This is a genomic window from Nocardioides sp. NPDC051685 (assembly GCF_044453405.1).
GTDB lineage: Bacteria > Actinomycetota > Actinomycetes > Propionibacteriales > Nocardioidaceae > Nocardioides.
Map to the genome: position 1 here is coordinate 137,011 of NZ_JBITCR010000011.1, position 26,462 is coordinate 163,472.

Below are 26,462 nucleotides of genomic sequence, written 5' to 3' on the forward strand. Positions count from 1 at the left end.
CGCGAACCCCTTGACACGACGCGTGATCGTCATCACACTCTAGTCACTCCAGTGTCGAACCGGTTCGAAAGTCAGGTAGCGAGTTGGCCACCATCCAGGACGTAGCGCGGCACGCGGGCGTCTCGCGGAGCACCGTCTCCTATGCCCTCTCCGGCAAGCGCACGATCTCGACCGAGACGCGCGAGCGGATCGAGCAGGCGATCCGCGAGCTCGGCTTCACGCCGAACGCCGGCGCACGCGCACTCGCCACCTCGCAGACGATGGTGCTCGGGTTGCTCCTGCAGTTCCACGAGGACGAGTTCGCGCCGGCCATGCTGCAGTACGTCCTGCCGATCTCCATGCGGGCCCGCGAGCTCGGCTACGACATCCTGATGGTGACCGACCCCGACGGCCCCTCCGCCATCCACCGGATCGCGGACTCCCGCATGGTCGACGGCATCGTCCTCCTCGACGTCACCGCCGAGGATCCTCGCCTCGAGGCCCTGAGAGCAGTGGGGAAGCCCGGCGTGCTGCTCGGCCTTGCCCGCGACACCGCCGGCCTGGACTTCGTCGACCTCGACTTCGGCGAGGCGGCCAGGATGCTCGTCGACCACCTGCACGAACGGGGTCACCGCGAGCTGATCCTGATCGCACCGCCGCACCACGTGGTCGAGCGCGGTGGGACGTACGCCTGGCGGTTCCGCGACGCGGCCGTCGAGCGCGCGGCGCGACACGGCATCCAGATCCACTGCTACCACGGCGAGTCGCGCCAGCCCGCGATCGGCGAGTCCGTCAACCGCTTCCTCGACGCGCACCCGACCGCGACCGGCCTGATCGTCCACAACGACGCGACGGTCGCCGCGCTGCCCTCGATCCTGAGCGATCGCGGCGTGCGGGTCCCTGAGGACCTCAGTGTGGTGAGCCTCTACTCGCGTGACTTCGGCGAGGAGTTCTCGCTCCCCTATACAGCCGTGGACTCGGCCGCGGACGAGCTCGGGCGCCAGGCGGTCTCCCGGCTGATCGGCCGGGTCACCGACCCGGTCACGGCCGGACCGCCGATCGTCCGGTTCGTCACCCCGGTGCTCCGCGACCGCGGCAGCACCAGCTGACCAACCGCCGGGATCGTACGGAGCACCTCCTCACTCCCACTGTCGAACCGGTTCAACAACCCCACGCAATGATGCGAAAGGACACGAGATGAACAGCACCCCCACCCCAGGCCGCCCCCACGGTCGTACGGCCGCCCTTCTCACCGCGGCCGCACTGACCATGTCTCTGGCGGCGTGCGGCTCCTCGGAAGAGTCCGGCAAGCTCACCGAGGTCGGCTTCTGGGACCCCTACCCGCAGTACGACGACAGCTCGGACTGGGCCAAGTACGTGCAGGCCTGCGCGCCGGAGGGCACCACCATCAAGCGCACCGCGGCCCCGAACACCGACCTGATCAACAACCTCACCACCGCCGTCCGCGAGGACAACGCGCCCGACGTGGTCTTCCTCGACAACCCTGCGGTTCCCGAGGCCTCGGCCTCCGGCCTGCTGGCCACCCTCGACGAGGTCGGCCTCGAGGAGTCCGACGCCGACAAGAACCTTGCCGGCCCGGGCACCGTCGACGGCGAGACGTACGGGATCCCGGTCGGCGCCAACACGCTCGGCCTCTACTACAACGAGAAGGTGCTCACGGACGCCGGGGTCGACCCGGCGAGCATCACCGACTGGGCGAGCCTGAACGCCGCGCTGGCGAAGGTGACCGGAGCCGGCCACCAGGGCATCACGTTCGCGGGCGTCCCCGGCGAAGAGGGCACCTTCCAGTTCCTGCCCTGGTTCTGGGGCTCCGGCGCCGACCTGTCGGACGTCGGTTCGGCCGATGCGGTCGAGGCCGGGCAGCTCGTCTCGGACTGGATCGGCAAGGGGTACGCACCCAAGTCGGCCGTCACCGACAACCAGTCGGCGTCCTGGGACCTGTTCCTCACCGGCGACTACGGGTTCGCCGAGAACGGCTCCTGGTTCGCCAACGCGGCGACCGAGCAGAAGTTCCCGATCAAGATGATGCCCATCCCGAGCCAGGACGGCGGCGCGGCCCCGGTGCCGACCGGCGGCGAGTTCGGCGTGGTGCCGCTGCACAAGGAGAACAGCGACGCCCACTACGCCGCCGCCAAGGAGGTGCTCGACTGCCTGCTCGGCTCGAAGACGCAGGTCGAGACCGACGACATGCTCGGCTACTTCACCGCCGCCGAGTCCACCCGCCAGCAGCAGATCGCCTCGACCGAGACCTACAAGCCGTGGGCGGACGCCATCGCCGGCGCCCAGGGCCGGACGACCGACCTCGGCACCGGCTACCTGGCGACCTCGGCCGCGCTGTCGAAGGCCGAGCAGGCCGCTCTCAACGCCGCCGGTGACGCCGGCCAGGTCGAGGACGCGTTCGAGACCGCGGCACAGGAAGCCAAGGGCAACTGACGTCCGACCCCCGGAACGGAGGGAAACAGTGACCAGGATTCCCGCAGTCTCGACGTTGGAGCGCCGGACGGCACCGGAGCCGGTGCCGGTCTCGGCGGCACCTCCGCCCGGGCGCCGACGTCACCGCCGCTGGGCCGGCGTGGCGTTCATCGCGCCGCTGGTGACGTACCTCGTGGTCTTCTACGCCTACCCGCTGGTCGAGAACGTGTCGATGAGCCTGCACCGCTTCACCCGGGCGACGTACGTCACCGGCGAGGCGCCCTTCGCCGGGACCGACATCTACCGCGAGGTGCTCACCGCGCCGCAGTTCTGGCCGATCGTGCAGCAGACGGCGGTCTTCGTGGTCGGCTCGCTGGTCTTCCAGTACGTCATCGGGCTGGCGCTCGCGACGTACTTCCACCGCCACTTCCCGCTGTCGGTGCTCCTGCGTGGGCTCTTCCTGGTCCCGTGGCTGCTCCCGATCATCGTCTCGGCGACGACGTGGCAGTGGATGATGGACGCAGACTCGGGCATCGTCAACCGGTTCCTCGGTGCCTTCGGTATCGACCCCGTGTGGTGGCTGAGCGCCGACAACTCGCTGTGGGCCGTGATGATCGCGAACATCTGGCTCGGGATCCCGTTCAACCTGGTCATCCTCTACTCCGGGCTGCAGAACATCTCGGCCGAGCTCTACGAGGCGGCCGCCCTCGACGGCGCCGGCCCGTGGCGCCGGTTCTGGTCGATCACGTTCCCGCTGCTGCGGCCCGTCAGCGCGATCACGTTGCTGCTCGGCTTCGTCTACACCCTCAAGGTCGTCGACATCATCTGGATCATGACCGCCGGCGCCGGGTCGTCCCAGACGCTGGCGACCTGGGCCTACGGGATGGCCTTCGGGAAGGGCACCTCGGCAGTCATCGAGTACTCCCAGGCCTCCGTCGTCGGCACGATCCTGCTGCTCGTCGCCCTGCTCATGGGTCTGGTCTACCTCGCCGTCCAGCGCAAGGAACAGGAGGCCTGACATGCACACCTCGACACGCACGCCGACCCGATGGTGGAAGACCGGTCTCGGCCTCGTCCTCACCGCGATCATGCTGTTCCCGCTCTACTGGATGATCAACGTCTCGCTGACCCGGCGCGACGCCATCCGCAGCGGCGGCCTGTTCCCGAAGGCGTTCACCCTCGACCACTACCAGGTGGTGCTGCAGGACCAGGTGCCCTATCTCGGGACGAGCCTGATCATCGGCATCGGGACGGTCGCGCTCACGCTGCTCGTCTCGGCCCCGGCCGGCTACGCTATGTCGTCGCTGTTCGTCCCGGGCCGGCGGGTGCTCAACTTCTGCCTCATCGTGGCGCAGATGGTCCCTGGTGTCGTGATGGCTCTGGGCTTCTACACCGTCTACACCGACCTCGGGATCCTCGACACCGTCCCCGGCCTGATCGTCGCCGACTCCACGATCGCGATCCCGTTCGGCGTCATGCTGTTCTCCGCGTTCATGGCGGGCATCCCGCGGGACCTCCTCCACGCCGCTGCCATCGACGGCGCAAGCCACTGGAAGACCTTCACCCAGGTCGTCCTGCCGATCTCGCGCAACTCGGCGGTGACCGTCTCGCTGTTCGCCTTCCTGTGGGCGTGGTCGGACTTCATCTTCGCCTCCACGCTCAACCGCGAGGGCGGCTCGTTGCGCCCGATCACGATGGGTCTCTACGACTACATCGGCTCCCAGAACCAGGAGTGGGGCCCGCTGATGGCGACCGCCGTCGTCGCCTCGATCCCCACCGCCATCCTGCTCGTCGTCGCCCAGCGGTACGTCGCCGCCGGTGTGACGGCGGGTGCCGTCAAGGACTGAAGGACACCCCACGCATGCCGCTGCACGACACCTCGACCGAGGCCGCCTTCGACGTCCGGGAGATCCCGTTCTCCCGGCGCGGCTCCTGGCTCGACCTCTCCCCCGTGGTCGCCCTGCACACCCGCAGCGACACGATCCACCTCGTCTCCCACCGCAACGGGTTCCACGGCGTGCTCACGCTGCGGCCGGAGCGCGACGGTCGGCCGGTCGAGACGACCTGGTCCGCGGACCCCGCGGTCCTGACCTGGGGGCGCGAGGACGGCAGAGTCGAGGCGGCCTTCGCCGGCCCGGACGCCGTACGCCTCCGCGGCTCCGGCCTCGCGCTGCGGGTCGGCGATGCCGCTGCCGGGCTCACCCCGTTCAGCGGGACCTACCTGTTCACCGACCCGAGCGACGGCGCCGTCGTCTTCACCAGCTACGAGACCGGCCACCGCTACCGCGTCACCATGCTCCGCGGGGCGCACTCGGTCGAGGGCTCCGAGGCACTGGGCGAGGCGACGAGGTCGGTTCTGCTCGGCAGCGACGGTGGTGGCTGGGAGGCGGAGGTACGCGAGACGACCTCGCAGCAGACGGTACCGGCGGAGCCAGCCACCTTCGAGGACGTCGTCGCGGAGTCGGCAGATGACTTCGGCAGCTACCTCGACGACCTCGCCCCGTGGCGTGACGGACGCACCCCGGCGGCCGCACTGGCGGCGTACGTCCTGTGGTCGGCGACGGTCGCGCCGAGCGGTCTGCTCGGGCGGGAGTCGGTGCTGATGTCGAAGCACTGGATGGACAAGCTGTGGAGCTGGGACCACTGCTTCAACGCGATGGCGCTCGCGCCCGGCCGGCCGGACGCTGCGCTCGACCAGTTCCTCGCCCCGTTCGATCACCAGGACGACCGCGGCGCGCTGCCCGACTCGGTGACGCACACCGAGGTCCTCTACAACTACGTGAAGCCGCCGATCCACGGCTGGGCGCTGAGCCGGCTGCGCGCGACCTCGGCCCGGGCCCTCGACACCGACGAGCTCGAGCGCATCCATGACGGCCTGGTCCGGTGGAGCCGGTTCTGGCTCGACTCCAGGCGACGGCCGGGCCACGAACTGCCCTACTACCAGCACGGCAACGACAGCGGCTGGGACAACTCCACCACGTTCGACCTCGACCGGGTCGTCGAGTCACCCGACCTCGCCGCGTTCCTCGCGGTCCAGCTCGAGGTCCTCGCCGACCTCGCCGACGAGCTCGGCCACCCTTCGGCCGGCTGGCGCAAGGTCGGCGACGAGCTCGCCCGTACGCTGGTCGACCGGCTCTGGACGGGCACCGAGTTCGTCGCCGTCGGTGCGATCTCAGGTCGCCGGAGCACCGGCACCAGCCTGCTCAACCTGCTGCCGCTGGTGCTCGGCGACCGGCTCCCGTCCGACATCCGTACGACGATGGCGGACCGGCTCGGCGACCATCTGACCGACTACGGACCTGCCACCGAGCCGGTCTCCTCGCCCCACTACGAGGACGACGGCTACTGGCGTGGCCCGATCTGGGCGCCGTCGACCGCGCTCATCGAGGACGGCCTGCGCCGAAGCGGGTTCACGGCCGTCGCCGACGTCGTCAGCGAGCGGTTCAGGGCGCTGTGCGAGAGGTCCGGCTTCGCCGAGAACTTCGACGCCCGCACCGGCGCCGGGCTGCGCGACCGCGCCTACACCTGGACCGCCGCGGTCTACCTCCTCTTCGCCGCCGATCACGTTCGGCGGTCATGACCCCCACACCGAAGGAGCTACCGATGAGATCACCCTTCCCATCCCCACCGACCCGGACGGCCGCTGCCGCCGCGGCGGCCGCGGCGGCCGCCATCGCGCTGGCCGCACCCGGTTCGATCCCGGGCGCCGGCGCCGCGGAGGTCGCCGTGCCCGACCCGGTGGTCCACTACGCCTTTGAGGGCGATCCGGCCACCGGGACGGTCACCGACGACTCCGGCAACGGGCTCGACGGCACCCTGATCAACGGCCGCACCGCCACCACCGTGCCGGGTGACGGTGACGGTGGCGGCCAGGCCCTGCACCTGCCCGGCGGGCCGCGCTCGTCGGATGGCGCCTACATCACCCTGCCCAAGGGTGTCCTGGCAGGACGCTCGGATCTCACCGTCACCGCACGAGTGAGCTGGGACGGGGGCGGAGGGCCCTGGCAGCGGGTCTTCGACCTGGGCAAGGACACCAGCCGCTACCTGTTCCTGACGCCGTCGAACGGGTCGGTGCTGCGTACGGCGGCCGTGGCGGGGACCGGCGTCGAGACGACCAACTCGGGCTACGCCCCGCTCCCGGAGAAGTCCTGGCACACCGTCGCGGTCACCCTGGACACCGAGTCGGACCGGCTCACCACCTACCTCGACGGCGCGGCCGTCTCGGTCGCCACCACCAACATCACCGCCTCCGACCTCGTCGAGGGCGCATCCACGAGCGGGTTCCTCGGCCGGTCGATGTACGCCGCCGACAACCTGTTCGGCGGGTCGCTCGACGACGTCGCGGTCTACGGGACCGCGCTCACCCCGGAGCAGCTCGTCCAGGCCACCGGTGCCACCCCACCCACGGTCGTGGAGCCGACCAGGACCGTGTTCGAGGTCACCACCGACGTGGGCAAGGAGCCTCGCCTGCCGGCCGCGGTGCGGGCCACCTTCAGCGACGGCTACGACCGCGACGTACCGATCATCTGGGACGACGTCGCCCCTGAGCAGTACGCGAAGCGTGGCTCGTTCACCGTGGCCGGCACCGCGGCCGGGCGCGCGGTCTCGGCCGAGGTGACCGTCCGCTACCCGAACCAGGTCGACATCGATCTGGCCAAGCCCACCGGCGACGTGATGGGCGGTGCGTCCGGCACGCTCTACGGCGTCTACGGCAAGGATCTCCCCTCGAGCAACCTCATCGACGGGATCAACCTGCGTACGGTGTCGACCAAGGCCCAGGACGGTCCGCAGCACCCGGGCGCCGACGCCCTCGAGGTGCTCGAGCCGCTGGTGGACGGCTCGGGCGGTGACGTCTACATCTACATGACCGACATCTACCGTGGGTTCCCCTACGAGTGGCCGGGCGACACCCCGCAGGCCAGGCTCGATGACTTCAAGGCCAAGATCCGGAGCCAGGTCGAGCAGGTCCAGGCACTGCCGGAGCGCTACCGCAGCCACGTCGTCTTCGTGCCCTTCAACGAGCCCGAGGGCAACATGTTCGGGACCGGCAGGTGGAGCTACAACAAGATCAGCTGGCTCGACGACCCGCAGTACTACTTCAAGGCCTGGGACGAGGTCCACGCCCTCATCAGGAGCGAGCTCCCCGATGCCCGGATCGCCGGCCCGAACACGAGCATCCTCTACAACCAGGTGCAGGGCTTCATGAAGCACGCGCTGGCCAACGGCACGATGCCGGACGTGATCACCTGGCACGAGCTGAGCAACCCCGCCTCCATCCGGACCAGCGTGGCGAGGTTCCGCGGCTGGGAGGACACGATCTACCAGGGCACGCCGTACGCAGGCAAGCATCTGCCGATCAACATCAACGAGTACGCCTTCAACTACCACACCTCCGTCCCGGGCCAGATGATCCAGTGGATCTCGGCGCTCGAGGACAGCAAGGTCGACGGCGACATCGCCTACTGGAACATCGACGGCAACCTGTCCGACTCCGCCGTCGAGGCCAACAAGGCCAACGGGCAGTGGTGGCTGCTGCACGCGTACGCCCAGATGACCGGGAAGACGGTGAAGCTGACCCCGCCCCGGCCGAACCAGAGCTACACGCTGCAGGGCGTCGCGACCCTCGACCGCGACCGGCGCCGGGCGGAGGCGATCATCGGCGGCGGCGCCGGGGAGTCGTACGTCGACCTCGCCGGCGTCGACCCGGAGACGTTCGGGTCCAGCGTCCATGTCGCGATCAAGGAGATCGGTTGGTCGGGTCAGCTCGGCGACAACCGTGGCCCGGCCGAGGTCGCCGAGATGATCCTTCCGGTCAGCGACGGCGGCGTCGGGTTCTGGTTCGGCAGGGACGGCATGCCCGCGCTCTCGGCCGAGTCCGCCTACCAGATCATCGTCACCCCTGGCGCCAACGCGACCGCGACCGCGGTGCCGCCCCAGACCTGGGAGGCCACGTACGAGGCCGAGGCCGCCGCGCACACGGGGTCGGGCTACTCCCGCAACGGCCCCGAGGGCAGCCCCTCCAACCTGAGCGGTTTCTACACCTCGGGCTCCTACAACGTGGGTGGCATCCGCACCGACTCCGACGTGCGGCTGAACTTCGCCGTGGACGTCCCGAAGGACGGGACCTACGACCTGAGCGTCTTCGCGAACTCGCTGAACACCTACGGCCTGGTCAAGGAGCAGGGGCCGACCAACGCGTTCATCACCGTCGACGGCAAGCAGGAGCAGGAGATCCGTCTGCCGCTCGGCTACAAGTGGGTCGTGTGGGACCACGCCGACACCACGGTCGACCTCACCGCCGGCAAGCACACGATCACGATCGCGGCCCGGAGCCTGGACGGGACGAAGCGAACCCGCGGTGATGCGATCATCGACAAGCTCGACCTCTCCCTGCCCAACCCGGCCGCGGCCGACCGCGTCTACGAGGGGGAGAACGCGACGCTCAGCGACGGCGCGCGGGCCGACTACTCGACGCCGGGGTCGTCCGGCTCCGGCGCCGTGAACCTCGCCCGAGGGACCGCGACGTTCTGGGTCTACTCCCCCGACGACGGCGAGCACCGCCTCCGGTTCGACACCGTCGGATCCGGGCGCGTCCGGCTCGCGCTGAACGGACAGAACCTCGGGGTCGTTCCTCGGTCTGGATCGCGCGACGTCTTCCTCTCAGGCGGCATCAACAAGATCACCCTGACCGCCGAACAGGGCCAGCTGCTCGTCGACCGCCTCCGCGTCGGCCCGTCGGCGGGCGCACTGACGTCGGTGACCACCCAGGCCGAGGACGGCGGGCTCACGGGCTCCGCGGAGGTCGCCTCCTACCCGTTCGCCGACGGCGGCAAGGCGGTCACCGGTGTCGGCGGCGCCCCGGGCAACGACAACACGCTGACGCTGACCACCACGGCTCCTCGGGCCGGGACGTACGCGATCACGGTGCGCTACGCCAACGGTGAACAGTCGCCTGCATCGCACTACAACCCGGACCCGCTGGCGCGGCACGCCGACGTCAGCGTCAACGGCGGCGAGGCTCGACGGATCTGGTTCCCGCACAGCTTCCACGACGACAGCTTCTGGACGATGACGTTCTACGCAGAGCTGACGGCCGGCGAGAACACGCTGTCGTTCCGCTCGGAGGAGCTGCCGGACTGGAACGGTGACACCTACATCTCCGACCGCTATCCGGAGCTGGGCCTTCGGTCGCCGTGGGCGCCGAACCTCGACCGGATGACGGTGACGCCGCTGGCCGCGGACTGAGCATGGTCCCTGCGGCCGCCCCACGTGGACGGTCGCAGGGCCTGCAGGTCAGTGCGCTACGTACGCAGCCTGCCGGTCGACGACCTGTCCGCGCTTCCACACCCGGAAGCTGTCCTCGTTGTTCCCCCGGCGCCAGTAGCCGGAGATCGACAGGTCTCCGCGCGGCACACCTCGGTCGCGCAGCAGGTAGGGACGGATCCGCTGCATGGTGACCTCGGCCTCGCCGTGCACGAAGGCGTGCACCCGGCCGAGCAGCCAGGGCAGCTCGCGGACGACGGCCTCCAGAGGCGGGTCGACGGTGGCGTCCAGCCAGCGCACCTCGACCCCGGCCGGCGCCTCGACCTGCTGGAGATGCTCCGCGGAGGGCACCTCGATCACGGCATAGCCGACGGCGTCGGCCGGCAGCGCCGCCAGCGCTGCCCGGATCGCGGGCAGACCGGACTCGTCGCCGACGAGCAGGTGCCAGTCGGCCGCCGGGTCCGGAGCGTACGTCCCACCGGGCCCTCGCACGGTGAGCAGGTCACCCGGGCCGGCGGTGGCCGCCCACCGGCCGGCGACGCCCTCGTCGCCGTGGTGGACGAAGTCGACGGCCAAGGTCCCCTCGGCGACGGAGGGGTCCAGCGCGGTGTAGGTGCGGCAGACGGTGGAGCCGTCGCCGACCGGGATCTCCAGGCGCACGAACCGGTCGGTGCACACGCTGCCCTCGAACGCGGACAGGTCCTCGGCGCGGAAGTGGACGCGGGTCATCCCAGCACTGAGCCGCCGGGTCGAGGTGACCACGACCCGCGTCTCCGGCTTGGATTCCGGCTTCACCGCGCGAAACATGAGGGGAGCCTAACCTAATTTCCGAGAAATGCGGATGCGGCCCTCGAACTGCCCTAGAGTTGCGCCGTGCTCTACTCCGCCGGGTTCGAGTTCGAGTATGCCCTGGTGACGGAGTCACCCGACGTAGGCGCGGGTGCGATTCGCGACGTGGGCACCTTCCACGACTTCGGGGACCTCGACTTCGACGCCCTTCAACGTGCCCTCGCCGACGGCTCCGGCACCACCGACGACGGCCTCGTCCGTGGCGATCTCGGCATCAAGAGCGGCTACTGGTACCTCGAGGGCGACGAGCGGTTCGACGCCGACGGCACGTTCACGACGATGCTCGTCAAGGGCGTGGAGATCCGCACCCCGATCTGCTCGAGCACCTCCGAGGCCGCCGACCGGCTCGTCGAGCTGGAGGGCGACATCTCCAAGCGTCTCGAGCCCCTCGGCCTGCGCCTGGGTCTCGTCGGCTTCAACCCGGTCCGCGAGGCATACGTCCTCGACCCGCCGCTCAACGAGTGGGAGCGGCAGATGCGGGCCGAGCATCGTGAGTACGACCATGCCGAGGTCTCCAACCTGAGCTACGGCCCCGACATCAACCTCTCCTTCCCCGGGCTCTCCGCGGAACAGGTCGTCGAGGTGACCCGCCGGCTGACCTACTACAGCCCGTTCATGGTGCCGTTCAGCTTCAGCTCGCCCTTCCACGCCGGGCAGGTCTGGCGCGGACCCAGCAAGCGCACCTACGAGCGCACCTGGCGCCGGGTGGCGGCGCGCTGCTTCGTCGACCCGCCCGCGGGCGCGGAGCCCACCATGGTCCACCCGCCGCGGATCCCGCGCGAGGAGGGACGCATCGAGTTCAAGGCCTTCGACGCCTTCCTCTCCCGCGACCTGCTGCTCGCCGGCGCTGCCCTCACACTCGGCGTCTGCCTCGCCGACGACCTCCCCGGGCTCGCCGACCGGCCCGATCGCGACCGCCACCAGCGGGCCGCGACCGCGGCGTTCACCGACCCGGAGATCGCCGCCGGCGCCCGTCAGGTGCTCGCGGCTGCCCGCCGGGCGCTCGCCGAACGTGCTGGTCTGCGGCACGAAGCCGGCCACCTCGATGGTCTGGACCAGTTGCTCAGCGAGGAACGGACCCCAGCCGATAGCCTTCTGGACGCATATTCGCGCACCGGCCTGATGTACCACCCGGAAGGACTTCGTTGACTGATCTGCCCGCCGACCTGACCGCTGAACTTCTCGCAGAGGCCGACGTGGCGATCTGCGGAGCAGGCCCGATCGGCGCCGCGACGGCCACGTTCCTGGCCCGGCCCGACCTGCGGGTGGTCCTCATCGACCACGACCCCGCCGACGACCCCGCCCATGTCGCGACCTACCGCTATGCGGGCGGCAGCATCCGGTGGACGTGGCCCGACCCGGTCAAGCGGGAGATGACGACCCACACCGAGCAGTTCATCCGCAGCGCCGCGGACGGCGCGGAGCTGGACATGATCGAGAACACCTACCACCTGCTGCACACCGGTGAGCACATCCCCGCGCTCAACGTCTCCGCGACCGGGCTGGTCGGAATGCTCCGCGACCAGGCGCAGGAAGCGGGCGCGACGTTCGTGGACGCGCTCGTCACCGGCGTACGCCCCGACGGCAGCGGTCACGTGGTCGAGACCTCCCGCGGCGCGATCCGCGCCGGCCGTGTCCTCGGCGCGATGGGCGCGGCGAACTCCTCGGTGTTCCCACAGGTCAGCGCGGAGCCCGAGAAGCGTCAGCTGTTCGTGCTCGACCTCCCGGTCCCGCCCGAACGTGAGCTGCTGCCCCACACGATCGTGCCGGTCGGAGACGGCTTCGGCTACGTCTTCGTGAAGCTCATCGACGGCGACCTGAGAGTCCTCGTCGGCCAGGAGGACATCGTCGAGGACGAGGACACCTCAGGCCCCGTCGACCACTGGAAGGAGATCCTCGACAGCGGGCTCGCCGCGACCCTCCCCTGGCTCCGCGATGCCCGCGTCGACGACATCCTCTGGGGCGTCGACACCGCGCAGAAGACGCTGGTGCTCGACGAGCCCAGCCCGGGCGTCCTCGTCGCCAACTGCGGCAGCGCCATCCGCTCCGCGGCCTGGCTGGGACGTACGCTCGCCGACCGGCTCGCGCTGGAGGCCGGCTGATGGCCGGCCGGCGGCCGAGATGAATCCTTTTGCCCGCTGGACCACTCCTGTCTGTGACAGCCCGCGCCGCGGGCAGAACAGAGAGGAACACACGTGATCGAGGTAGGAAGCACGATCGAGGACACCTCCGTGCGGCTGAGCGACGGCACGGCGGCCGATCTCCTCGGTGAAGGCCGAGGCACGCTCATCTACTTCATGCGAACCACGACCTGCATGATGTGCAACGCCCACGTACGCACCATCACCTCCAACGCACAGGACTTCCGCGACCGAGGCGTTCGGGTCCTGATCGCCGTCCCCGAGGAAGCCACCGTGGCCCAGGCCTGGGTGGACCGGCGGCAGATCTCGTTCCCCGTCGTCCCCGGCCTCCATGGTGGCCTCGGCCTCGCCCGCCGCCTGCTCGGCTCGATGATGCAGTCCGGAACCGTCGTCGTGGACGCCACCGGCCGGGTCACGTACGCGGACATCGTCACCATGCCCACCGGCGGATACCGTCACCGCGACGCGCTCGCGGCGCTCGACGCCCTGCCTCAGCGAGCGGGGTGACCATGGCGAACCAGCAGACGGATCCCCGGACGGCGTGGCCCGACACGGCCGTCGTCCGGTCGGCGCAGGCCGGCGACGCGGCCGCGATCTCGGTGCTCATCGAGGGGGCCCACCCGCACGTGCGGCGGTTCGCCGCGTCGCTGTGCATGAGCGAGCAGGACGCAGAGGATGCGACGCAGGAGGCGCTGGTCATCCTCTATCGCAAGGTCGGGACGCTGCGAGCGACCGCAGCGCTGGCGTCGTGGATGTTCACGATCGTGCGCAACGAGTGCGTGCGTCGCTGGACCATCAGCAGGAGGCACGTTCTCGCCGAGGTGACCGATCTGCCCCTTCGAGCGAGCTCGTCGGCGGAGGAGGCCGCCCTGGCGGGAATCGAGGCTTCGCTTGTCTCCGCGGCCATCGCGGAGCTTCCGCCCGACCAACGGCAGGTGTTGCTGCTGCGCGACGTGCACGGCTACAGCGGCAGTACGGTCGCGAAGCACCTCGGCCTGAGCCTGCCCGCGATGAAGTCACGACTGCACCGCGCCCGAGCAGCGCTCCGGGCCGGGCTCGACAGCCCTGCCTAGCTGCTCAGCTCGGCCCGGGTCGGCGGGTTGGCGCCGGCGCGCGAGACGGTGACCGCGGCGGCCCGGACGCCGTGCGCGAGCACCTCTCGCCGGTCGCGCCCGAAGTCGTCCCAGAGCGCGTCGACGAGGCCGGCGGAGAAGGTGTCACCGGCACCGATGGTGTCGACGACCGTCACCTTCTGGGCCTCGACGTCGATCCGCTCGCTCGCGGTGATCCAGCTGGCTCCGTCGCCGCCGCGGGTCACCGCGACCGCTCCGGCGCCGAGCTCGAGCAGCCGCGCGGCCGCCTTGTCGAGCCCGATCCCGGGGTAGAGGGTGTCCAGGTCCTCGTCGCTGGCCTTGACCACATCGGCGTACGCCGCCGCCTTCTCGATCCGCGAGACGACCTCCTGGCCGGTTCCGGTCAGGGTGGGCCGCATGTTGATGTCGTAGATGACCCGCACGGAGTCCGGAAGCCCGTCGAGCAGCGCGAAGACCGACTCGGCACCGGGCGAGAGCACCGGTGCGAGCGAGCCGACGTGGACGAAGCGCGGCGTCCCCACCGCGACCTCGCCGAGCTTCCACTCCACGTCGAAGACGTACGTCGCCGACCCGTCGGCCGTGATGGTGGCCTGCGCGGTCGAGGTCCGGGCCAGCACGTGCGGGTCGCACGCCATCCGGACCCCGGAGCCGGCCAGGTGCGCGGCCAGCGCCTGCCCACGGGCGTCGTCGGCGTAGGAGGCCGCGTAGCGGACCGGGCGGCCGAGCCGGCCCAGCGCGACGGCGACGTTGGCGCCGCTCCCGCCGGGATGGTCCTGGGTCACGCCGTCGGACGTGGTGACCACGTCGACCAGTGCTTCACCTACCACCAAAACGTCGGCAGCGGCATTGTCACGATCCAGGCTGGTCACGGCGGCAGATTAGCAACTCGGCGTACGAACGAATTTTTGGGGTTGACCAGCAGAAACCGCCTACTGTCCAGTAACCCACCGCGGGTGGGCAACCGCTCGCGACCGCGTGCGACCATTGAGGATGTGACCGAAGAATCCACCGAGACGACTGGTGGTCCGCAGGGCCCTACCCCCGCCCAGCCGACCGTAATCCACGAGGGTCTACCGACCCAGCTTCCGGACATCGATCCCGAAGAGACCAGTGAGTGGCTCGGCTCGTTCGACGCGATGCTCGAGTCGAGCGGGCGCGAGCGGGCCCGCTACGTCATGCTGCGTCTTCTGGAGCGCGCCCGCGAGCAGTCCGTCGGCGTCCCCGCCCTGCGAAGCACCGACTACATCAACACCATCCCCTCCGACCGCGAGCCGTGGTTCCCGGGCGATGAGGACATCGAACGACGCATCCGTGCCTTCATCCGCTGGAACGCCGCCGTCATGGTCTCCTCCGCCAACCGCAAGGGCCTCGAGGTGGGCGGCCACATCGCCACCTACCAGTCCTCCGCGAGCCTCTACGAGGTCGGCTTCAACCACTTCTTCCGCGGCAAGGACCACCCCGGCGGCGGTGACCAGGTCTTCATCCAGGGCCACGCCTCCCCCGGCATCTACGCGCGTGCGTTCCTCGAGGGGCGGCTCAACGAGGAGCAGCTCTTCCGCTTCCGCCAGGAGGTGCAGCACGGCCTGCACAACGGCCTCTCCTCCTACCCGCACCCGCGCCTCATGCCCGACTTCTGGGAGTTCCCGACGGTCTCGATGGGCCTGACCGGGATCAACTCGATCTACCAGGCGCGATTCAACCGCTACCTGCAGAACCGTGGCATCAAGGACACCTCCGACCAGCGCGTGTGGGCCTTCCTCGGCGACGGCGAGATGGGTGAGCCCGAGTCGCTCGGCGCCATCCGCGTCGCCGCCCGCGAGGAGCTCGACAACCTGGTCTGGGTCATCAACTGCAACCTGCAGCAGCTCGACGGCCCGGTGACCGGCAACGGCAAGGTCATCCAGGAGCTGGAGTCCAACTTCCGCGGCGCCGGCTGGAACGTCATCAAGGTCATCTGGGGCCGCGAGTGGGACCAGCTGCTCGCCAAGGACGTCGACGGCGTCCTGGTCAACAAGATGAACTCCACCCCTGACGGCCAGTTCCAGACCTACTCGGTCGAGACCGGTGCCTACGTCCGGGAGAACTTCTTCGGCTCCGACCCGCGCCTGCGCAAGATGGTCGAGCAGATGAGCGACGAGCAGATCCGCAAGCTCCCCCGCGGCGGCCACGACTACCGCAAGGTCTACGCGGCCTTCGACGCGGCCACCAAGACCGTCGGACAGCCGACCGTCATCCTCGCCCACACCATCAAGGGTTGGACGATCGACGCTCTGGAGGGCAAGAACGCCACCCACCAGATGAAGAAGCTGACCATGGCGGACCTGAAGAAGTTCCGCGACCGCCTGCTCCTGCCGATCTCCGACAAGGAGCTCGAGGCGACCTACGAGCAGACCGGCGCGGCGCCGTTCTTCAACCCGGGTCCGGAGTCGGCCGAGATCGAATACATGATGGAGCGCCGCAAGCAGCTCGGTGGCCCGCTCCCCCAGCGCCGGGTCGAGTTCAAGCCGCTCACCCTGCCGGGCGAGAAGGTCTACGCCGAGCTCAAGCAGGGCTCCGGCAAGAACAAGATCGCCTCCACGATGGCCACCGTCCGGCTCCTCAAGGACTGGATGCGGGACCCGGAGATCGGCAAGCGGATCGTCCCGATCGCGCCCGACGAGTACCGCACCTTCGGCATGGACGCGATGTTCCCGAGCGCGAAGGTCTACAACCCGGGCGGCCAGCAGTACGAGAGCGTCGACCGTAAGTTGTTGCTCTCCTACAAGGAGTCCGCTCAGGGCCAGCTCCTGCACGAGGGCATCTCCGAGGCGGGGGCGCTGGCTTCGGCGACCGCTGCCGGCACGGCGTACGCCACCCACGGCGAGCCGATGATCCCGTTCTACATCTTCTACTCGATGTTCGGGTTCCAGCGCACGGGCGACTCCATCTGGGCGATGGCCGACATGATGGGCCGCGGCTTCCTCGTCGGCGCCACCGCCGGTCGCACCACGCTGACCGGTGAGGGTCTCCAGCACGCCGACGGTCACTCCCCGCTGCTGGCGGCGACCAACCCGGCGGTCGTGCACTACGACCCGGCGTTCGCCTACGAGGTCTCCCACATCATGCAGAGCGGCCTCGAGCGGATGTACGGCTCGACCGAGGAGCACCCGCACGGCGAGGACGTCATCTTCTACCTGACCGTCTACAACGAGCCGGTCAGCCAGCCCAAGGAGCCCGAGAACGTCGACCTCGAGGGGATCCTGAAGGGCATCCACCAGGTCTCGACCGCCGAGGGCGAGGGCCCGAAGGTCCGCCTGCTGGCCTCCGGCGTCGGGTTCCCGTGGGTCGAGGAGGCCGCCCGCATCCTCAAGGAGGACTGGGGCGTCAACGCCGACACCTGGTCGGTCACCTCGTGGAACGAGCTCGCCCGCGACGCCATCGACGCCGAGCAGTGGAGCCTCAACCACCCGGGCGAGACCCCGCGCACGCCGTACGTCACCGAGAAGCTCTCGGCGTCCAACGGCCCCGTCATCGCGGTCTCCGACTACATGCGGGCCGTCCCGCTGCAGATCGCCCGCTGGGTGCCGGACGACTACCGCGTCCTCGGTGCCGACGGGTTCGGCTTCGCCGACACCCGCCCGGCCGCGCGTCGCTTCTTCCAGATCGACGCCCAGTCCGTCGTCGTCCAGGCCCTCCAGGCCCTGGCCGAGGCCGGCGAGATCGACGCCGCGCTGGTGAAGAAGGCCTTCGACACCTACCGCATCGACGACCCGACCGCGACGAAGGGCATCATGCAGGAGGGCGGCGACGCCTGAACTCGTGGCGCCGAGTCGGCGCATCTGACCCCGTGTCTGGCAAACTCGTGGCGCCGAGTCGGCGCATCTGACCCCGTGTCTGGCGAAGCGAAGCGAGCCAGAGGGGTCGGATGCGCCGACTCGGCATGTCTTGAGATGTACTAAGCGCAAGAATGGACAACGTGACCGCAGTAATTCCTCCTACCCGCCAGCGCACCGCGCAGGCGCTGCGGCGCGCGACCGGGCGACTGGCGACGGCCGCCACGTCGCGTATGGATGACGCGATGCCGTGGTTCAAGGACCTCTCCGCGAAGAACCGCTCCCTGGTCGGCCTGATCGTCCAGGCCGGCATCAAGGAGTTCGTCGGCTGGTACGCCGGTGGCGCCGCCGCCGACACCGCCAAGCCCGACCTGGCCGCATCGATGTTCGGCGTCGCCCCCCGCGCGCTGACCGGCATCATCACCCTCCAGCAGACCGTCGACCTCGTGCGCCTCTCCATCGAGGTGGTCGAGGCCAACATCGACCACCTCCTCGACCCCGAGGACGCCGCCGACGTACACAAGGCGATCGGTCGCTATGCCCGCGAGGTCGCCTTCGCCACCGCCGAGGTCTACGCCCGCGCGGCCGAGCAGCGCGGCGCCTGGGATGCCCGGCTCGAGGCCCTCGTGGTCGACGCGGTCCTGCGTGCCGAGACCGACGAGGTCGTGCTCTCCCGGGCCAGTGCGCTCGGCTGGGACGCCGACCTGCAGCTGTGTGCGGTGCTCGGCCACGCCCCTGAGGGCGTCGGCCTGGACGCCGCCTTGGAGGAGGTACGCCGCCGCGCCCGCGCCCACGACATGCACACCTTGTGCGCGGTCCAGGGTGACCGCCTCGTCGCCCTGCTCGGGGGTATCGAGGACCCGCTCGAGGCCGCCGAGCGCATCGCCGACCTCTTCGCCGACGGGCCCGTCGTGGTCGGACCGATGGCGGCGGGCCTGGCCACCGCCGCCGAGTCCGCACGGGCCGCGCTCTCGGCCTACCGGGCCGCGCCCGGCTGGCCCGACGCACCTCGCCCGGCACGCAGCCAGTCGTTCCTGCCCGAACGTGCCCTGGCCGGCGACGGCTGGGCCCGACGCTATCTGATCGAGCATCTCTACCGGCCGTTGGTGGAGGCCCGCAGCACCCTGATCGAGACGCTGGCTGCGTACTTCGCCGCCGGAGGCGGCCTCGAGGCCACCGGTCGCACCCTGTTCGTGCACCCCAACACGGTGCGCTACCGGCTCAAGCAGGTCGCCGAGCTCACCGGGTTCACCCCGACCGATTCCCGTGACGCTCTCGCCCTGCAGGTCGCCCTGATCCTCGGCCGGCAACAGGACCACTGACCCTGGCATCAGCGCGCTTTGTAGGACCTATACAAGGTTGTCTGACTGATCTTCGTCGCCGCTGAAGGTGATCCGACACCCCTTCAGACGGGACTATCGTTGCGTGCTCGTCATTGTCGCCCCAGGACAAGGTGCTCAGACACCAGGATTCCTCACCCCATGGCTGGAGGACCCCGCTTTTGCCGCCCGTATGGAGTGGCTCTCGACCGTCGCAGGCATCGACCTGATCGAATACGGCACCAATGCCGACGCAGAGACCATCCGCGCCACCCAGATCGCCCAGCCCCTGCTGGTCGCCACGGGTCTCGTCGCGGCGCTGCAGCTCTTCCCGCAGCCCGCGGACGCCTTCGCGAAGATCGGCGCCGTCGCCGGCCACAGCGTCGGTGAGATCACCGCCGCCGCGGGCGCACGCGCGATCAGTGCCGAGCAGGCGATGGTGCTCGTGCGCGAGCGCGGCAAGGCCATGGCCGAGGCCGCCGCGAAGACGCCGACCGGCATGACCGCGGTCCTCGGCGGAGACCGCGAGGAGGTGCTGGCCGCGATCGAGAAGCACGGCCTGACCCCCGCCAACGACAACGGCCCCGGCCAGATCGTCGCCGCGGGCACGCTCGAGCAGCTCGAGGCCTTCGCCGCCGAGCCGCCCGCCAAGGCCCGGCTGATGCCGCTGAGCGTGGCCGGCGCCTTCCACACCAAGCACATGGAGCCCGCCGTGGGCCACCTCGCCCGGCTGGCCCAGAGCGTCTCGACCCACGACCCGCGTACGCGCCTGATCAGCAACAAGGACGGCCAGATCGTCCACGACGGTGCCGAGGCCCTGGACCGGATCGTCGGCCAGATCGCCAACCCCGTGCGCTGGGACCTCTGCCTCGAGACCATGTCCGACATCGGCGTGACCGGCATCCTGGAGATGCCGCCGGCCGGCACCCTGACCGGGATCGCCAAGCGCGCCCTCAAGGGCGTCGAGACCTTCGCCCTGAAGACTCCCGACCAGCTCGAGGACGCCCGCGCGTTCGTCGAGAAGCACGGCGAGGTCAACCCCATCGAGACCACGCCGACGTGGCGCATGGTCGTCGCTCCCGCAAAGGGCACGTTCAAGCTGGCCGAGCCGGTCTCCGGGCTCGACGTGCTCCCGGCTGGCGCCGAGATCGGCGCCATCGCCAGCCTCCGCGACACGATCGCGATCACCTCCGCCCACGGCGGCGAGGTCATCGAGTGGCTCGTCGAGGACGGCGACCTCGTTTCCCCCGGTCAGCCGCTGCTGCGTCTGCACCCGACAGGAGTCCAGCACTCGTGATCTCAGCCCCGACAGGTTCCCCGTACGCCCGCATCCTCGGTGTGGGCGGCTATCGCCCGAGCCGGGTGGTCCCCAACAGCGAGATCGTCGATCTGATCGACTCCTCCGACGAGTGGATCCGCACCCGCTCGGGCATCATCGAGCGCCGCTGGGCGAACGATGAGGAGACCGTCCAGATGATGTCGGTCGCCGCGTCCCGCAAGGCTCTCGAGCACGCCGGGATCGGCATCGACCAGATCGACTGCGTGATCGTCGCGACCGTCAGCCACATGCGCCAGACCCCCGCGGTCGCCGCGCTGATCGCCGACGAGCTCGGCGCCGACAACCCCGCCGCCTTCGACATCTCGGCCGCCTGCGCCGGCTTCTGCCACGGCATCGCGATGGCCAACGACTTCGTACGCGGCGGCAGTGCCCGTCACGTACTCGTCATCGGTGTCGAGCGACTCTCCGACATCACCAACCCGCACGACCGCGGCACCGCCTTCATCTTCGCCGACGGCGCCGGCGCAGCGGTCGTGGGCCCGAGCGAGGAGCCCGGCATCGGCCCGGTCGTGTGGGGTTCCTCCGGCGACAAGGCCGACCACATCCAGACCCCCGACTGGTTCGAGGCGGTCGAGGCCAAGGAGACTCCCTGGCTGACGATGCAGGGCAACCCCGTCTTCCGCTGGGCCTCCTACGCGATGGCGAAGGTCGGCCAGGAAGCGCTCGACAAGGCGGGCATCACCGCCGACGAGCTCGACTGCTTCGTCCCGCACCAGGCCAACATGCGCATCGTCGACGCCCTGGCCCGCTCCATGAAGCTGCCGGAGTCGGTCAAGATCGCCCGCGACATCGCGACCATGGGCAACACCTCGGCCGCCTCGGTCCCGCTTGCCTTGGAGCGGATGATCGAGGAGGGTCAGGCTGAGTCGGGCGACACCGCCCTGCTCATCGCGTTCGGCGCCGGGCTGGTCTACGCCGCCCAGGTCGTCGTCGTTCCGTAGTCCCGCACCACCCCAGAGTTTCACCACACAAATCCGAGAGGAAGCACCACACATGGCCACCACCGAAGAGATCCGCTCCGACCTCGCCGAGATCGTCAACGAGGTCGCCGGCATCGATGTCGCCGACGTTCAGCTCGACAAGTCCTTCGTCGATGACCTCGACGTCGACTCGCTGTCCATGGTCGAGGTCGTCGTCGCTGCCGAGGAGAAGTTCGGCGTATCCATCCCCGACGAGGAGGTCAAGAACCTCAAGACTGTCGGCGACGCGGTGAGCTTCATCGAGAAGGCTTCCGCGAACGCCTGACGCGCCCCGGCGGCTCGGCCAACCCTCCCAGGCCGAGCCGCCGGACCTGCTTCACCTGACCAACGCGCCAACACCTCACACGGAGACCACATGAGCAGCCGCACCCGAGTCGTCGTCACCGGATTGGGCACCACCAACCCAGTCGGCGGAGATGTAGCCACCACCTGGGATGCCTTGATCGCCGGCCGCTCCGGCATCCGCGGGCTCACCGAGGAGTGGGCCCAGGACCTTCCCGTACGCATCGCCGGCCGCGTCGCCGTCGAGCCGTCCGAGGTCCTGGAGAGGGTCAAGGCCAGGCGCCTGGACCGCTCCGCACAGTTCGCCGTGATCGCCGCGGCCGAGGCCTGGAAGGACGCCGGCTTCGAGGGCACCGCGACCGAGGCGGGCCTCGACGGCGAGCGTCTCGGTGTCGCTGTCGCCACCGGTATCGGAGGCGTCACCACCCTGCTCGACAACTACGACACGCTGCTGGCCAAGGGGCCGCGACGGGTCAGCCCGCTGGCCGTCCCGATGCTGATGGCCAACGCCTCCGCAGCCAACATCTCGCTGATCTACGGCGCCCGCGCCGCGGCTCAGACCCCGATCTCCGCCTGTGCTTCCGGCTCCGAGGCGATCGCCCTGGCTGCCGACCAGATCCGCCTCGGCCGCGCCGACGTCGTGCTCGCCGGCGGCACCGAGGCCGCGATCCACCCGCTACCCATGGCGGCCTTCGCCAACATGATGGCCCTGTCCAAGACCGCCTCCGGCCCCGATGGTGGCGACCCGACCGCGGTCAGCCGCCCCTGGGACACCGCCCGCGACGGCTTCGTGCTCGGTGAGGGTGCCGGCATCGTCGTGCTCGAGACGCTCGAGCACGCCCAGGCCCGCGGCGCGCGGATCTACGCCGAGGTCCTCGGCGCCGGCGTGACCGCCGACGCCCACGACATCGCCCAGCCCGACCCGGAGGGTCGTGGCGGCAGCCGCGCCATCAAGCGCGCGCTCGAGGACGGCGACATCGACCCGAGCACGATCGTCCACGTCAACGCCCACGCGACCTCGACCCCGCAGGGCGACATCGCCGAGGGCCTGATGCTCCACGCCACCCTCGGCAAGCACGTCGAGAACGTCGTGGTCACCTCGACCAAGTCGATGACCGGCCACCTGCTCGGCGGTGCCGGAGCCCTCGAGACCGTCGCGACCGTCCTGGCGATCCACCACCGCCAGTCGCCGCCGACGATCAACCTCGACAACCTCGACCCCGCGGTCGAGCTCGACATCGCCACCAAGGCACGCGACCTGCCGGTCGGCGACATCGCGGCCCTCAACAACTCCTTCGGTTTCGGCGGTGCGAATGTCGCGGTTATCTACGGAAGCATCTGATGACCATCACCTCCTCTGCGCCTTCCCCCGTGAAGGCGCAGAAGGTGCCCCGCGACCAGGACCCACGTAATCCCCTCACCCGGCTCCAGGCGCTCTTCGACGAGGGCACCGTCGCGCTCATCTCCCCCGACGACGACTCCGGCATGCTGGCCGCCGTCGGCGAGATCGACGGCACCCGCGCGGTCGGCTTCTGCTCGGACGCCACCGTCATGGGCGGTGCGATGGGGGATCTCGGCTGCCGCGTGGTCGTCGACGCCTACCACCGTGCGATGACCGATGGCGTCCCGATCATCGGCCTGTGGCACTCCGGCGGCGCCCGGCTCGCCGAGGGCGTGCTTTCCCTGCACGCGGTCGGCCGCATCTTCCACGCCATGACCCAGGCCAGCGGCAAGATCCCGCAGATCTCGGTCGTCCTCGGCCCCGCCGCCGGCGGCGCTGCGTACGGTCCCGCCCTCACCGACGTCGTCATCCTCGGCCCCGAGGGCCGGATCTTCGTGACCGGTCCCGACGTCGTACGTTCCGTCACCGGTGAGGACGTCGACATGCTGCGTCTCGGTGGTCCCGAGCCGCACGGCCGCCGCTCCGGCGTCGTCCACATCCTCACCGAGTCCGAGCGCGAGGCGCTCGACAAGGCCCGCACGGTCACCTCGCTCCTCGGCTCCCAGGGCGGCCTAGACGTCGCCGCCGTGGAGGACAAGGACCTCGCCGAGCAGCTGCCCGAGTCGAAGAAGCGCGCGTACGACGTGCACCCCCTGGTCGAGAACATCCTCGACGAAGGCACCGCACAGGAGCTGCACGCCCGCTGGGCACCCAACATCGTCACCGCGCTCGGCCGCTTCGGCGGCCGCACCGTCGGTGTCGTCGCCAACAACCCGCTGCGACTCGGCGGCTGCCTCGACTCCCTCTCCGCGGAGAAGGCCTCCCGGTTCGTACGTCTCTGCGACGCTCTCGGCGTCCCGCTGATCGTCGTCGTCGACGTCCCCGGCTACCTGCCGGGCGTCGGCCAGGAGTGGGACGGCGTCGTACGCCGCGGCGCAAAGCTCCTGCACGCCTTCGGCGAGTGTGTGGTCCCCCGGGTCACCCTGGTGACCCGCAAGACCTACGGCGGCGCCTACATCGCCATGAACGCCCGCTCCCTCGGCGCGACCAAGGTCTTCGCCTGGCCGGGCGCCGAGGTCGCGGTCATGGGCCCGGTCGCCGCCATCCGCATCCTGCACCGCCGCAAGCTCGCCGAGGTCGCCCCCGACCTCCGTCCTCAGGTCGAGGCGGAGCTCGCGGCCGAGCACGAGCGTCTCGCCGGCGGTGTCGACAAGGCCGTCGAGATCGGCGTCGTGGACGAGGTCATCGAGCCCTCGGCCACCCGTAGCGCGATCGCCGCCGCCTTCGAGGAAGCGATCCAGACCGTCGGCGTACGCCGCGGTGCTCACGGCAACATCCCACTCTGACCGATCGCGGCCAGAACCTCGCCGAGTCGGCGCATCCTGACCGAAAAGAACGCCGAGTCGGCGCGTTATAACGCGCCGACTCGGCGTTGTTTCGGCCGTGCTCTGCGGCCGACGAGGGTCGCTCAGACGACCTGGTGCAGCCAGCGGACGGGCGCACCCTCACCCGCGTGACGGAACGTCTCCAGCTCGTCGTCCCAGGGCTTGCCGAGGAGCTTGTCCACCTCGAGCTCGAGGGTGGTATCGCCGAGCGCGGCCTTCACGACCGCGGCCTTGAGCCGGTCCTCCGGGATCATGATGTCCCCGTGCATCCCGGTGACGGCGTGGAAGACGCCGAGGTCCGGGGTGAAGGAGTAACGGGCACCCTCGGAGGTCGACGTCGCGTCCTCGGTGACCTCGAAACGCAGGTGCGTCCACCCCTTCAGCGCCGAGGCGATCGACGCTGCGGAACCGATCGCGCCGGACCAGAAGAGCTCGGCTCGGTAGGTGCCGGCCTGGGCCGGCTGCGCCGTCCAGTCGAAGTTCACCGGTACACCTAGAACCCCCGCGACTGCCCATTCGATGTGAGGGCAGAGCGCGGAGGGGGCCGAATGCACGAACACAACGCCTCGGGCGATACCACGCGAGGCGCTCGGGTCCTTGATCTGAGTGGTCACCGAATATCTCCTTCGTTGCGGCGCGAGCTACGCCTTCCCCAGCGGGCTCGATCATGCGTGAAGGAAACACTTCGGTGGATCACATGGATGTAGTTGTGGGATCCATTCTTACCTACCAGGCCCAGGATCTCCAGTATCGAAGCAAAACGGTCAGTGGCGACCGACACAACTGTCGATCGCCACTGGCGGCACGAACCGAAGAGGTTCTCAGTCCCTCTCGACCGTCTTCTCGAGCACCTCAGCGCGCGCCGCGGCGTCGGTGATCTCGTCGGCGTCGATCGCGTAGGTGCGGTGGAACCAGGTCAGCGCGTCCTTGTCCCGGCCGGCGTCCTGGAGCGTGTCGGCATACGCGTAGCGCAGCCGCACCACCCAGGCCTCCCGGCTCTTGTTGTTGAGCGGCGACTGCTCGAGGATCCGCAGGGCAGCGTCGTACTGACTCATGTCGCGCCGAGCGCCGGCCTCGACGATCGTCATCTCGGCCTTCGCCGGCGCCTCGAAGTTAGCCACGGACGGGCTGTGCGCCAGCTTGATCGCCTGCTCGGGCTGACCGAGTGCGCGGTGGCAGTCCGCCATGATCGGCAGATAGGCCGTCGCCCCGTTCATCCGCTTGGCCGCACGCAGCTCGGCGAGCGCCTCGGAGTAGTGGCCGGCAGCGTACGCAGCCTCACCCAGCGCCTCGCGAATGACAGCGATGCGCTGCGTACGCGACTTGGCGGCCTTGGCGTGCTGGTAGGCCAGCTCAGGGTCGGAGTCGATGAACATGTCTGCGGCAACCAGGTGACGCGCGATACGCGCCGCGAGCTTCTCCGGCAGGCCACGCAGCTGAGCCGAGATTGCGCGGTCCAGCTCCTTGCCGGTCACCTCTTCCGGCAGCTCCGGACCGTCGTAGGCCCGCTGATCCGCCGTACGCTCCTCGCGCGGCTCGTCGAACCGACGCGGCGGCCTGCCACCGGGCTTGCCGCCGCGGTCCTTGGTGTAACTGCCCTTGCGGTCGCTACCGCCACCGCGCTTCGGACCGTCGGAGCGCTTCGGGCCGTCAGGGCGGCCGCTCGCGCGAGGGCCACCACGCCCGGTCGACGGCTTGCCGTCGCGGCGCTCGTCGCCACCTCGGCCACCGTCACGACGCTGCTCGCCTCCGCGGCCGCCACCGCCATCACGCCGGTCGCTGCTGCGGCCCGCACCGGCACCCGGTCGGCCGCCGCCACCCGGTCGGCCGCCTCGGCCGCCGGTGGATGATGAACCTGAGCTCATCGGACGCCCCGGGCGTCCGGCGGGCTTACCGCCTCTGTTGCTACGGCGCTCGTCAGCCATAGCTGCCATCCTCACTGCTGCCTTCGGCAGCCGACTTCGAAAGATCCCCAGATCATTGTGTAGACAAGATCAGTGCCGGTAAAAGCAGTAGAGGCCGCCCAAAGGGCGGCCTCTACCTGAAATTTTGTCCGGCGGCGTCCTACTCTCCCACAGCCTCTCGGTTGCAGTACCATCGGCGCTGAAGGGCTTGACTTCCGGGTTCGGGATGGGACCGGGTATT

Annotated in this window: 21 protein-coding genes and 1 rRNA gene; 17 read left to right on the forward strand and 5 right to left on the reverse strand. The window is 69.8% G+C overall.

Annotated elements, in window-relative coordinates; all coding sequences use genetic code 11:
• The first annotated feature begins 83 nt into the window (after positions 1 to 83).
• The 6 genes from ACIA03_RS25080 (at position 84) to ACIA03_RS25105 (ending at position 9,657) form a co-directional block, all read left to right on the forward strand.
• Positions 84 to 1,088, forward strand: a complete 1,005-nt coding sequence (locus ACIA03_RS25080) for a LacI family DNA-binding transcriptional regulator (protein ID WP_396987621.1) — start codon at positions 84 to 86, stop codon at positions 1,086 to 1,088.
• Between the two features lie 88 nt (positions 1,089 to 1,176).
• Complete coding sequence (locus tag ACIA03_RS25085) at positions 1,177 to 2,433, forward strand: ABC transporter substrate-binding protein (RefSeq protein ID WP_396987623.1); 1,257 nt, start codon at positions 1,177 to 1,179, stop codon at positions 2,431 to 2,433.
• A gap of 28 nt (positions 2,434 to 2,461) precedes the next feature.
• Positions 2,462 to 3,430, forward strand: coding sequence for a carbohydrate ABC transporter permease (locus tag ACIA03_RS25090; protein WP_396987625.1), 969 nt, complete (start codon positions 2,462 to 2,464; stop codon positions 3,428 to 3,430).
• 1 nt (position 3,431) lies between these two features.
• Entirely contained in the window at positions 3,432 to 4,259 is an 828-nt protein-coding gene (locus ACIA03_RS25095; RefSeq protein ID WP_396987627.1) for a carbohydrate ABC transporter permease, read from the forward strand.
• 14 nt (positions 4,260 to 4,273) lie between these two features.
• Entirely contained in the window at positions 4,274 to 5,992 is a 1,719-nt protein-coding gene (locus tag ACIA03_RS25100; RefSeq protein ID WP_396987629.1) for an amylo-alpha-1,6-glucosidase, read from the forward strand.
• 23 nt (positions 5,993 to 6,015) lie between these two features.
• On the forward strand, positions 6,016 to 9,657 hold the full coding sequence (locus ACIA03_RS25105; protein WP_396987631.1) for a LamG-like jellyroll fold domain-containing protein: 3,642 nt from the start codon (positions 6,016 to 6,018) through the stop codon (positions 9,655 to 9,657).
• A 48-nt stretch (positions 9,658 to 9,705) separates the two neighbouring features.
• Here ACIA03_RS25105 and ACIA03_RS25110 read toward each other — a convergent pair whose 3' ends face one another.
• Entirely contained in the window at positions 9,706 to 10,482 is a 777-nt protein-coding gene (locus tag ACIA03_RS25110; RefSeq protein ID WP_396987633.1) for a siderophore-interacting protein, read from the reverse strand.
• A gap of 66 nt (positions 10,483 to 10,548) precedes the next feature.
• Here ACIA03_RS25110 and ACIA03_RS25115 point away from each other — a divergent pair, with 66 nt between their 5' ends.
• The 4 genes from ACIA03_RS25115 to ACIA03_RS25130 all read left to right on the forward strand — a co-directional run bounded on the left by ACIA03_RS25115 (position 10,549) and on the right by ACIA03_RS25130 (position 13,738).
• Positions 10,549 to 11,673 carry a glutamate-cysteine ligase family protein gene (locus tag ACIA03_RS25115; protein ID WP_396987635.1) on the forward strand — a complete coding sequence of 375 codons (1,125 nt, stop codon included), beginning with the start codon at positions 10,549 to 10,551 and terminating at the stop codon, positions 11,671 to 11,673.
• The gene (locus ACIA03_RS25120; protein ID WP_396987637.1) at positions 11,670 to 12,626 is read left to right on the forward strand and encodes an NAD(P)/FAD-dependent oxidoreductase; all 957 of its coding nucleotides are present in this window, start codon (positions 11,670 to 11,672) and stop codon (positions 12,624 to 12,626) included. Before ACIA03_RS25115 ends, ACIA03_RS25120 begins: the two co-directional genes overlap by 4 nt.
• Before the next feature lie 93 nt (positions 12,627 to 12,719).
• Positions 12,720 to 13,172 (forward strand): peroxiredoxin family protein, encoded by a 453-nt coding sequence (locus ACIA03_RS25125; RefSeq protein WP_396987639.1) that lies wholly within the window; start codon positions 12,720 to 12,722, stop codon positions 13,170 to 13,172.
• Between the two features lie 2 nt (positions 13,173 to 13,174).
• Positions 13,175 to 13,738, forward strand: coding sequence for an RNA polymerase sigma factor (locus tag ACIA03_RS25130; protein WP_396987641.1), 564 nt, complete (start codon positions 13,175 to 13,177; stop codon positions 13,736 to 13,738).
• Here the strand turns inward: ACIA03_RS25130 and ACIA03_RS25135 are convergent.
• Entirely contained in the window at positions 13,735 to 14,628 is an 894-nt protein-coding gene (locus tag ACIA03_RS25135; RefSeq protein ID WP_396987643.1) for a carbohydrate kinase, read from the reverse strand. The genes ACIA03_RS25130 and ACIA03_RS25135 overlap by 4 nt on opposite strands.
• Before the next feature lie 123 nt (positions 14,629 to 14,751).
• Between ACIA03_RS25135 and aceE the strand changes: the two genes are divergently transcribed.
• The 7 genes from aceE to ACIA03_RS25170 all read left to right on the forward strand — a co-directional run bounded on the left by aceE (position 14,752) and on the right by ACIA03_RS25170 (position 24,278).
• On the forward strand, positions 14,752 to 17,553 hold the full coding sequence (aceE, locus tag ACIA03_RS25140) for a pyruvate dehydrogenase (acetyl-transferring), homodimeric type (protein WP_396987645.1): 2,802 nt from the start codon (positions 14,752 to 14,754) through the stop codon (positions 17,551 to 17,553).
• Between the two features lie 152 nt (positions 17,554 to 17,705).
• Positions 17,706 to 18,893 carry a PucR family transcriptional regulator gene (locus tag ACIA03_RS25145; RefSeq protein WP_396987647.1) on the forward strand — a complete coding sequence of 396 codons (1,188 nt, stop codon included), beginning with the start codon at positions 17,706 to 17,708 and terminating at the stop codon, positions 18,891 to 18,893.
• Between the two features lie 103 nt (positions 18,894 to 18,996).
• Positions 18,997 to 20,187, forward strand: a complete 1,191-nt coding sequence (locus ACIA03_RS25150) for an acyltransferase domain-containing protein (RefSeq protein ID WP_396987649.1) — start codon at positions 18,997 to 18,999, stop codon at positions 20,185 to 20,187.
• A complete protein-coding gene (locus ACIA03_RS25155) occupies positions 20,184 to 21,170 on the forward strand; it encodes a beta-ketoacyl-ACP synthase III (protein ID WP_396987651.1) in 987 nt (328 codons plus the stop codon). The genes ACIA03_RS25150 and ACIA03_RS25155 overlap by 4 nt, the downstream gene beginning before the upstream one ends.
• A gap of 52 nt (positions 21,171 to 21,222) precedes the next feature.
• Positions 21,223 to 21,474, forward strand: coding sequence for an acyl carrier protein (locus tag ACIA03_RS25160; protein ID WP_008364250.1), 252 nt, complete (start codon positions 21,223 to 21,225; stop codon positions 21,472 to 21,474).
• Positions 21,475 to 21,564: 90 nt separating this feature from the next.
• Positions 21,565 to 22,833 carry a beta-ketoacyl-[acyl-carrier-protein] synthase family protein gene (locus tag ACIA03_RS25165; protein WP_396987653.1) on the forward strand — a complete coding sequence of 423 codons (1,269 nt, stop codon included), beginning with the start codon at positions 21,565 to 21,567 and terminating at the stop codon, positions 22,831 to 22,833.
• A 5-nt stretch (positions 22,834 to 22,838) separates the two neighbouring features.
• Positions 22,839 to 24,278: an acyl-CoA carboxylase subunit beta gene (locus ACIA03_RS25170; RefSeq protein WP_396987663.1), complete on the forward strand. Its 1,440-nt coding sequence runs from the start codon at positions 22,839 to 22,841 to the stop codon at positions 24,276 to 24,278.
• 122 nt (positions 24,279 to 24,400) lie between these two features.
• Here ACIA03_RS25170 and ACIA03_RS25175 read toward each other — a convergent pair whose 3' ends face one another.
• From ACIA03_RS25175 to rrf, 3 genes are all read right to left on the reverse strand, one after another.
• Positions 24,401 to 24,892 (reverse strand): DUF3145 domain-containing protein, encoded by a 492-nt coding sequence (locus ACIA03_RS25175; RefSeq protein ID WP_396987665.1) that lies wholly within the window; start codon positions 24,890 to 24,892, stop codon positions 24,401 to 24,403.
• A gap of 246 nt (positions 24,893 to 25,138) precedes the next feature.
• Positions 25,139 to 26,182 carry a tetratricopeptide repeat protein gene (locus ACIA03_RS25180; RefSeq protein WP_396987655.1) on the reverse strand — a complete coding sequence of 348 codons (1,044 nt, stop codon included), beginning with the start codon at positions 26,180 to 26,182 and terminating at the stop codon, positions 25,139 to 25,141.
• 186 nt (positions 26,183 to 26,368) lie between these two features.
• A 5S ribosomal RNA gene (rrf, locus tag ACIA03_RS25185) occupies positions 26,369 to 26,462 on the reverse strand; the annotation flags it as partial.

Bases quoted from the DNA above. Each gene is read 5' to 3' on its own strand.
- ACIA03_RS25130 (WP_396987641.1), top strand. From the start codon at position 13,175: ATGGCGAACCAGCAGACGGATCCCCGGACGGCGTGGCCCGACACGGCC.
- ACIA03_RS25105 (WP_396987631.1), top strand. From the start codon at position 6,016: ATGAGATCACCCTTCCCATCCCCACCGACCCGGACGGCCGCTGCCGCC.
- ACIA03_RS25110 (WP_396987633.1), bottom strand. From the start codon at position 10,482: ATGTTTCGCGCGGTGAAGCCGGAATCCAAGCCGGAGACGCGGGTCGTG.
- ACIA03_RS25095 (WP_396987627.1), top strand. From the start codon at position 3,432: ATGCACACCTCGACACGCACGCCGACCCGATGGTGGAAGACCGGTCTC.
- ACIA03_RS25085 (WP_396987623.1), top strand. From the start codon at position 1,177: ATGAACAGCACCCCCACCCCAGGCCGCCCCCACGGTCGTACGGCCGCC.
- ACIA03_RS25180 (WP_396987655.1), bottom strand. From the start codon at position 26,182: ATGAGCTCAGGTTCATCATCCACCGGCGGCCGAGGCGGCCGACCGGGT.
- ACIA03_RS25165 (WP_396987653.1), top strand. From the start codon at position 21,565: ATGAGCAGCCGCACCCGAGTCGTCGTCACCGGATTGGGCACCACCAAC.
- ACIA03_RS25145 (WP_396987647.1), top strand. From the start codon at position 17,706: ATGGACAACGTGACCGCAGTAATTCCTCCTACCCGCCAGCGCACCGCG.
- ACIA03_RS25160 (WP_008364250.1), top strand. From the start codon at position 21,223: ATGGCCACCACCGAAGAGATCCGCTCCGACCTCGCCGAGATCGTCAAC.
- ACIA03_RS25100 (WP_396987629.1), top strand. From the start codon at position 4,274: ATGCCGCTGCACGACACCTCGACCGAGGCCGCCTTCGACGTCCGGGAG.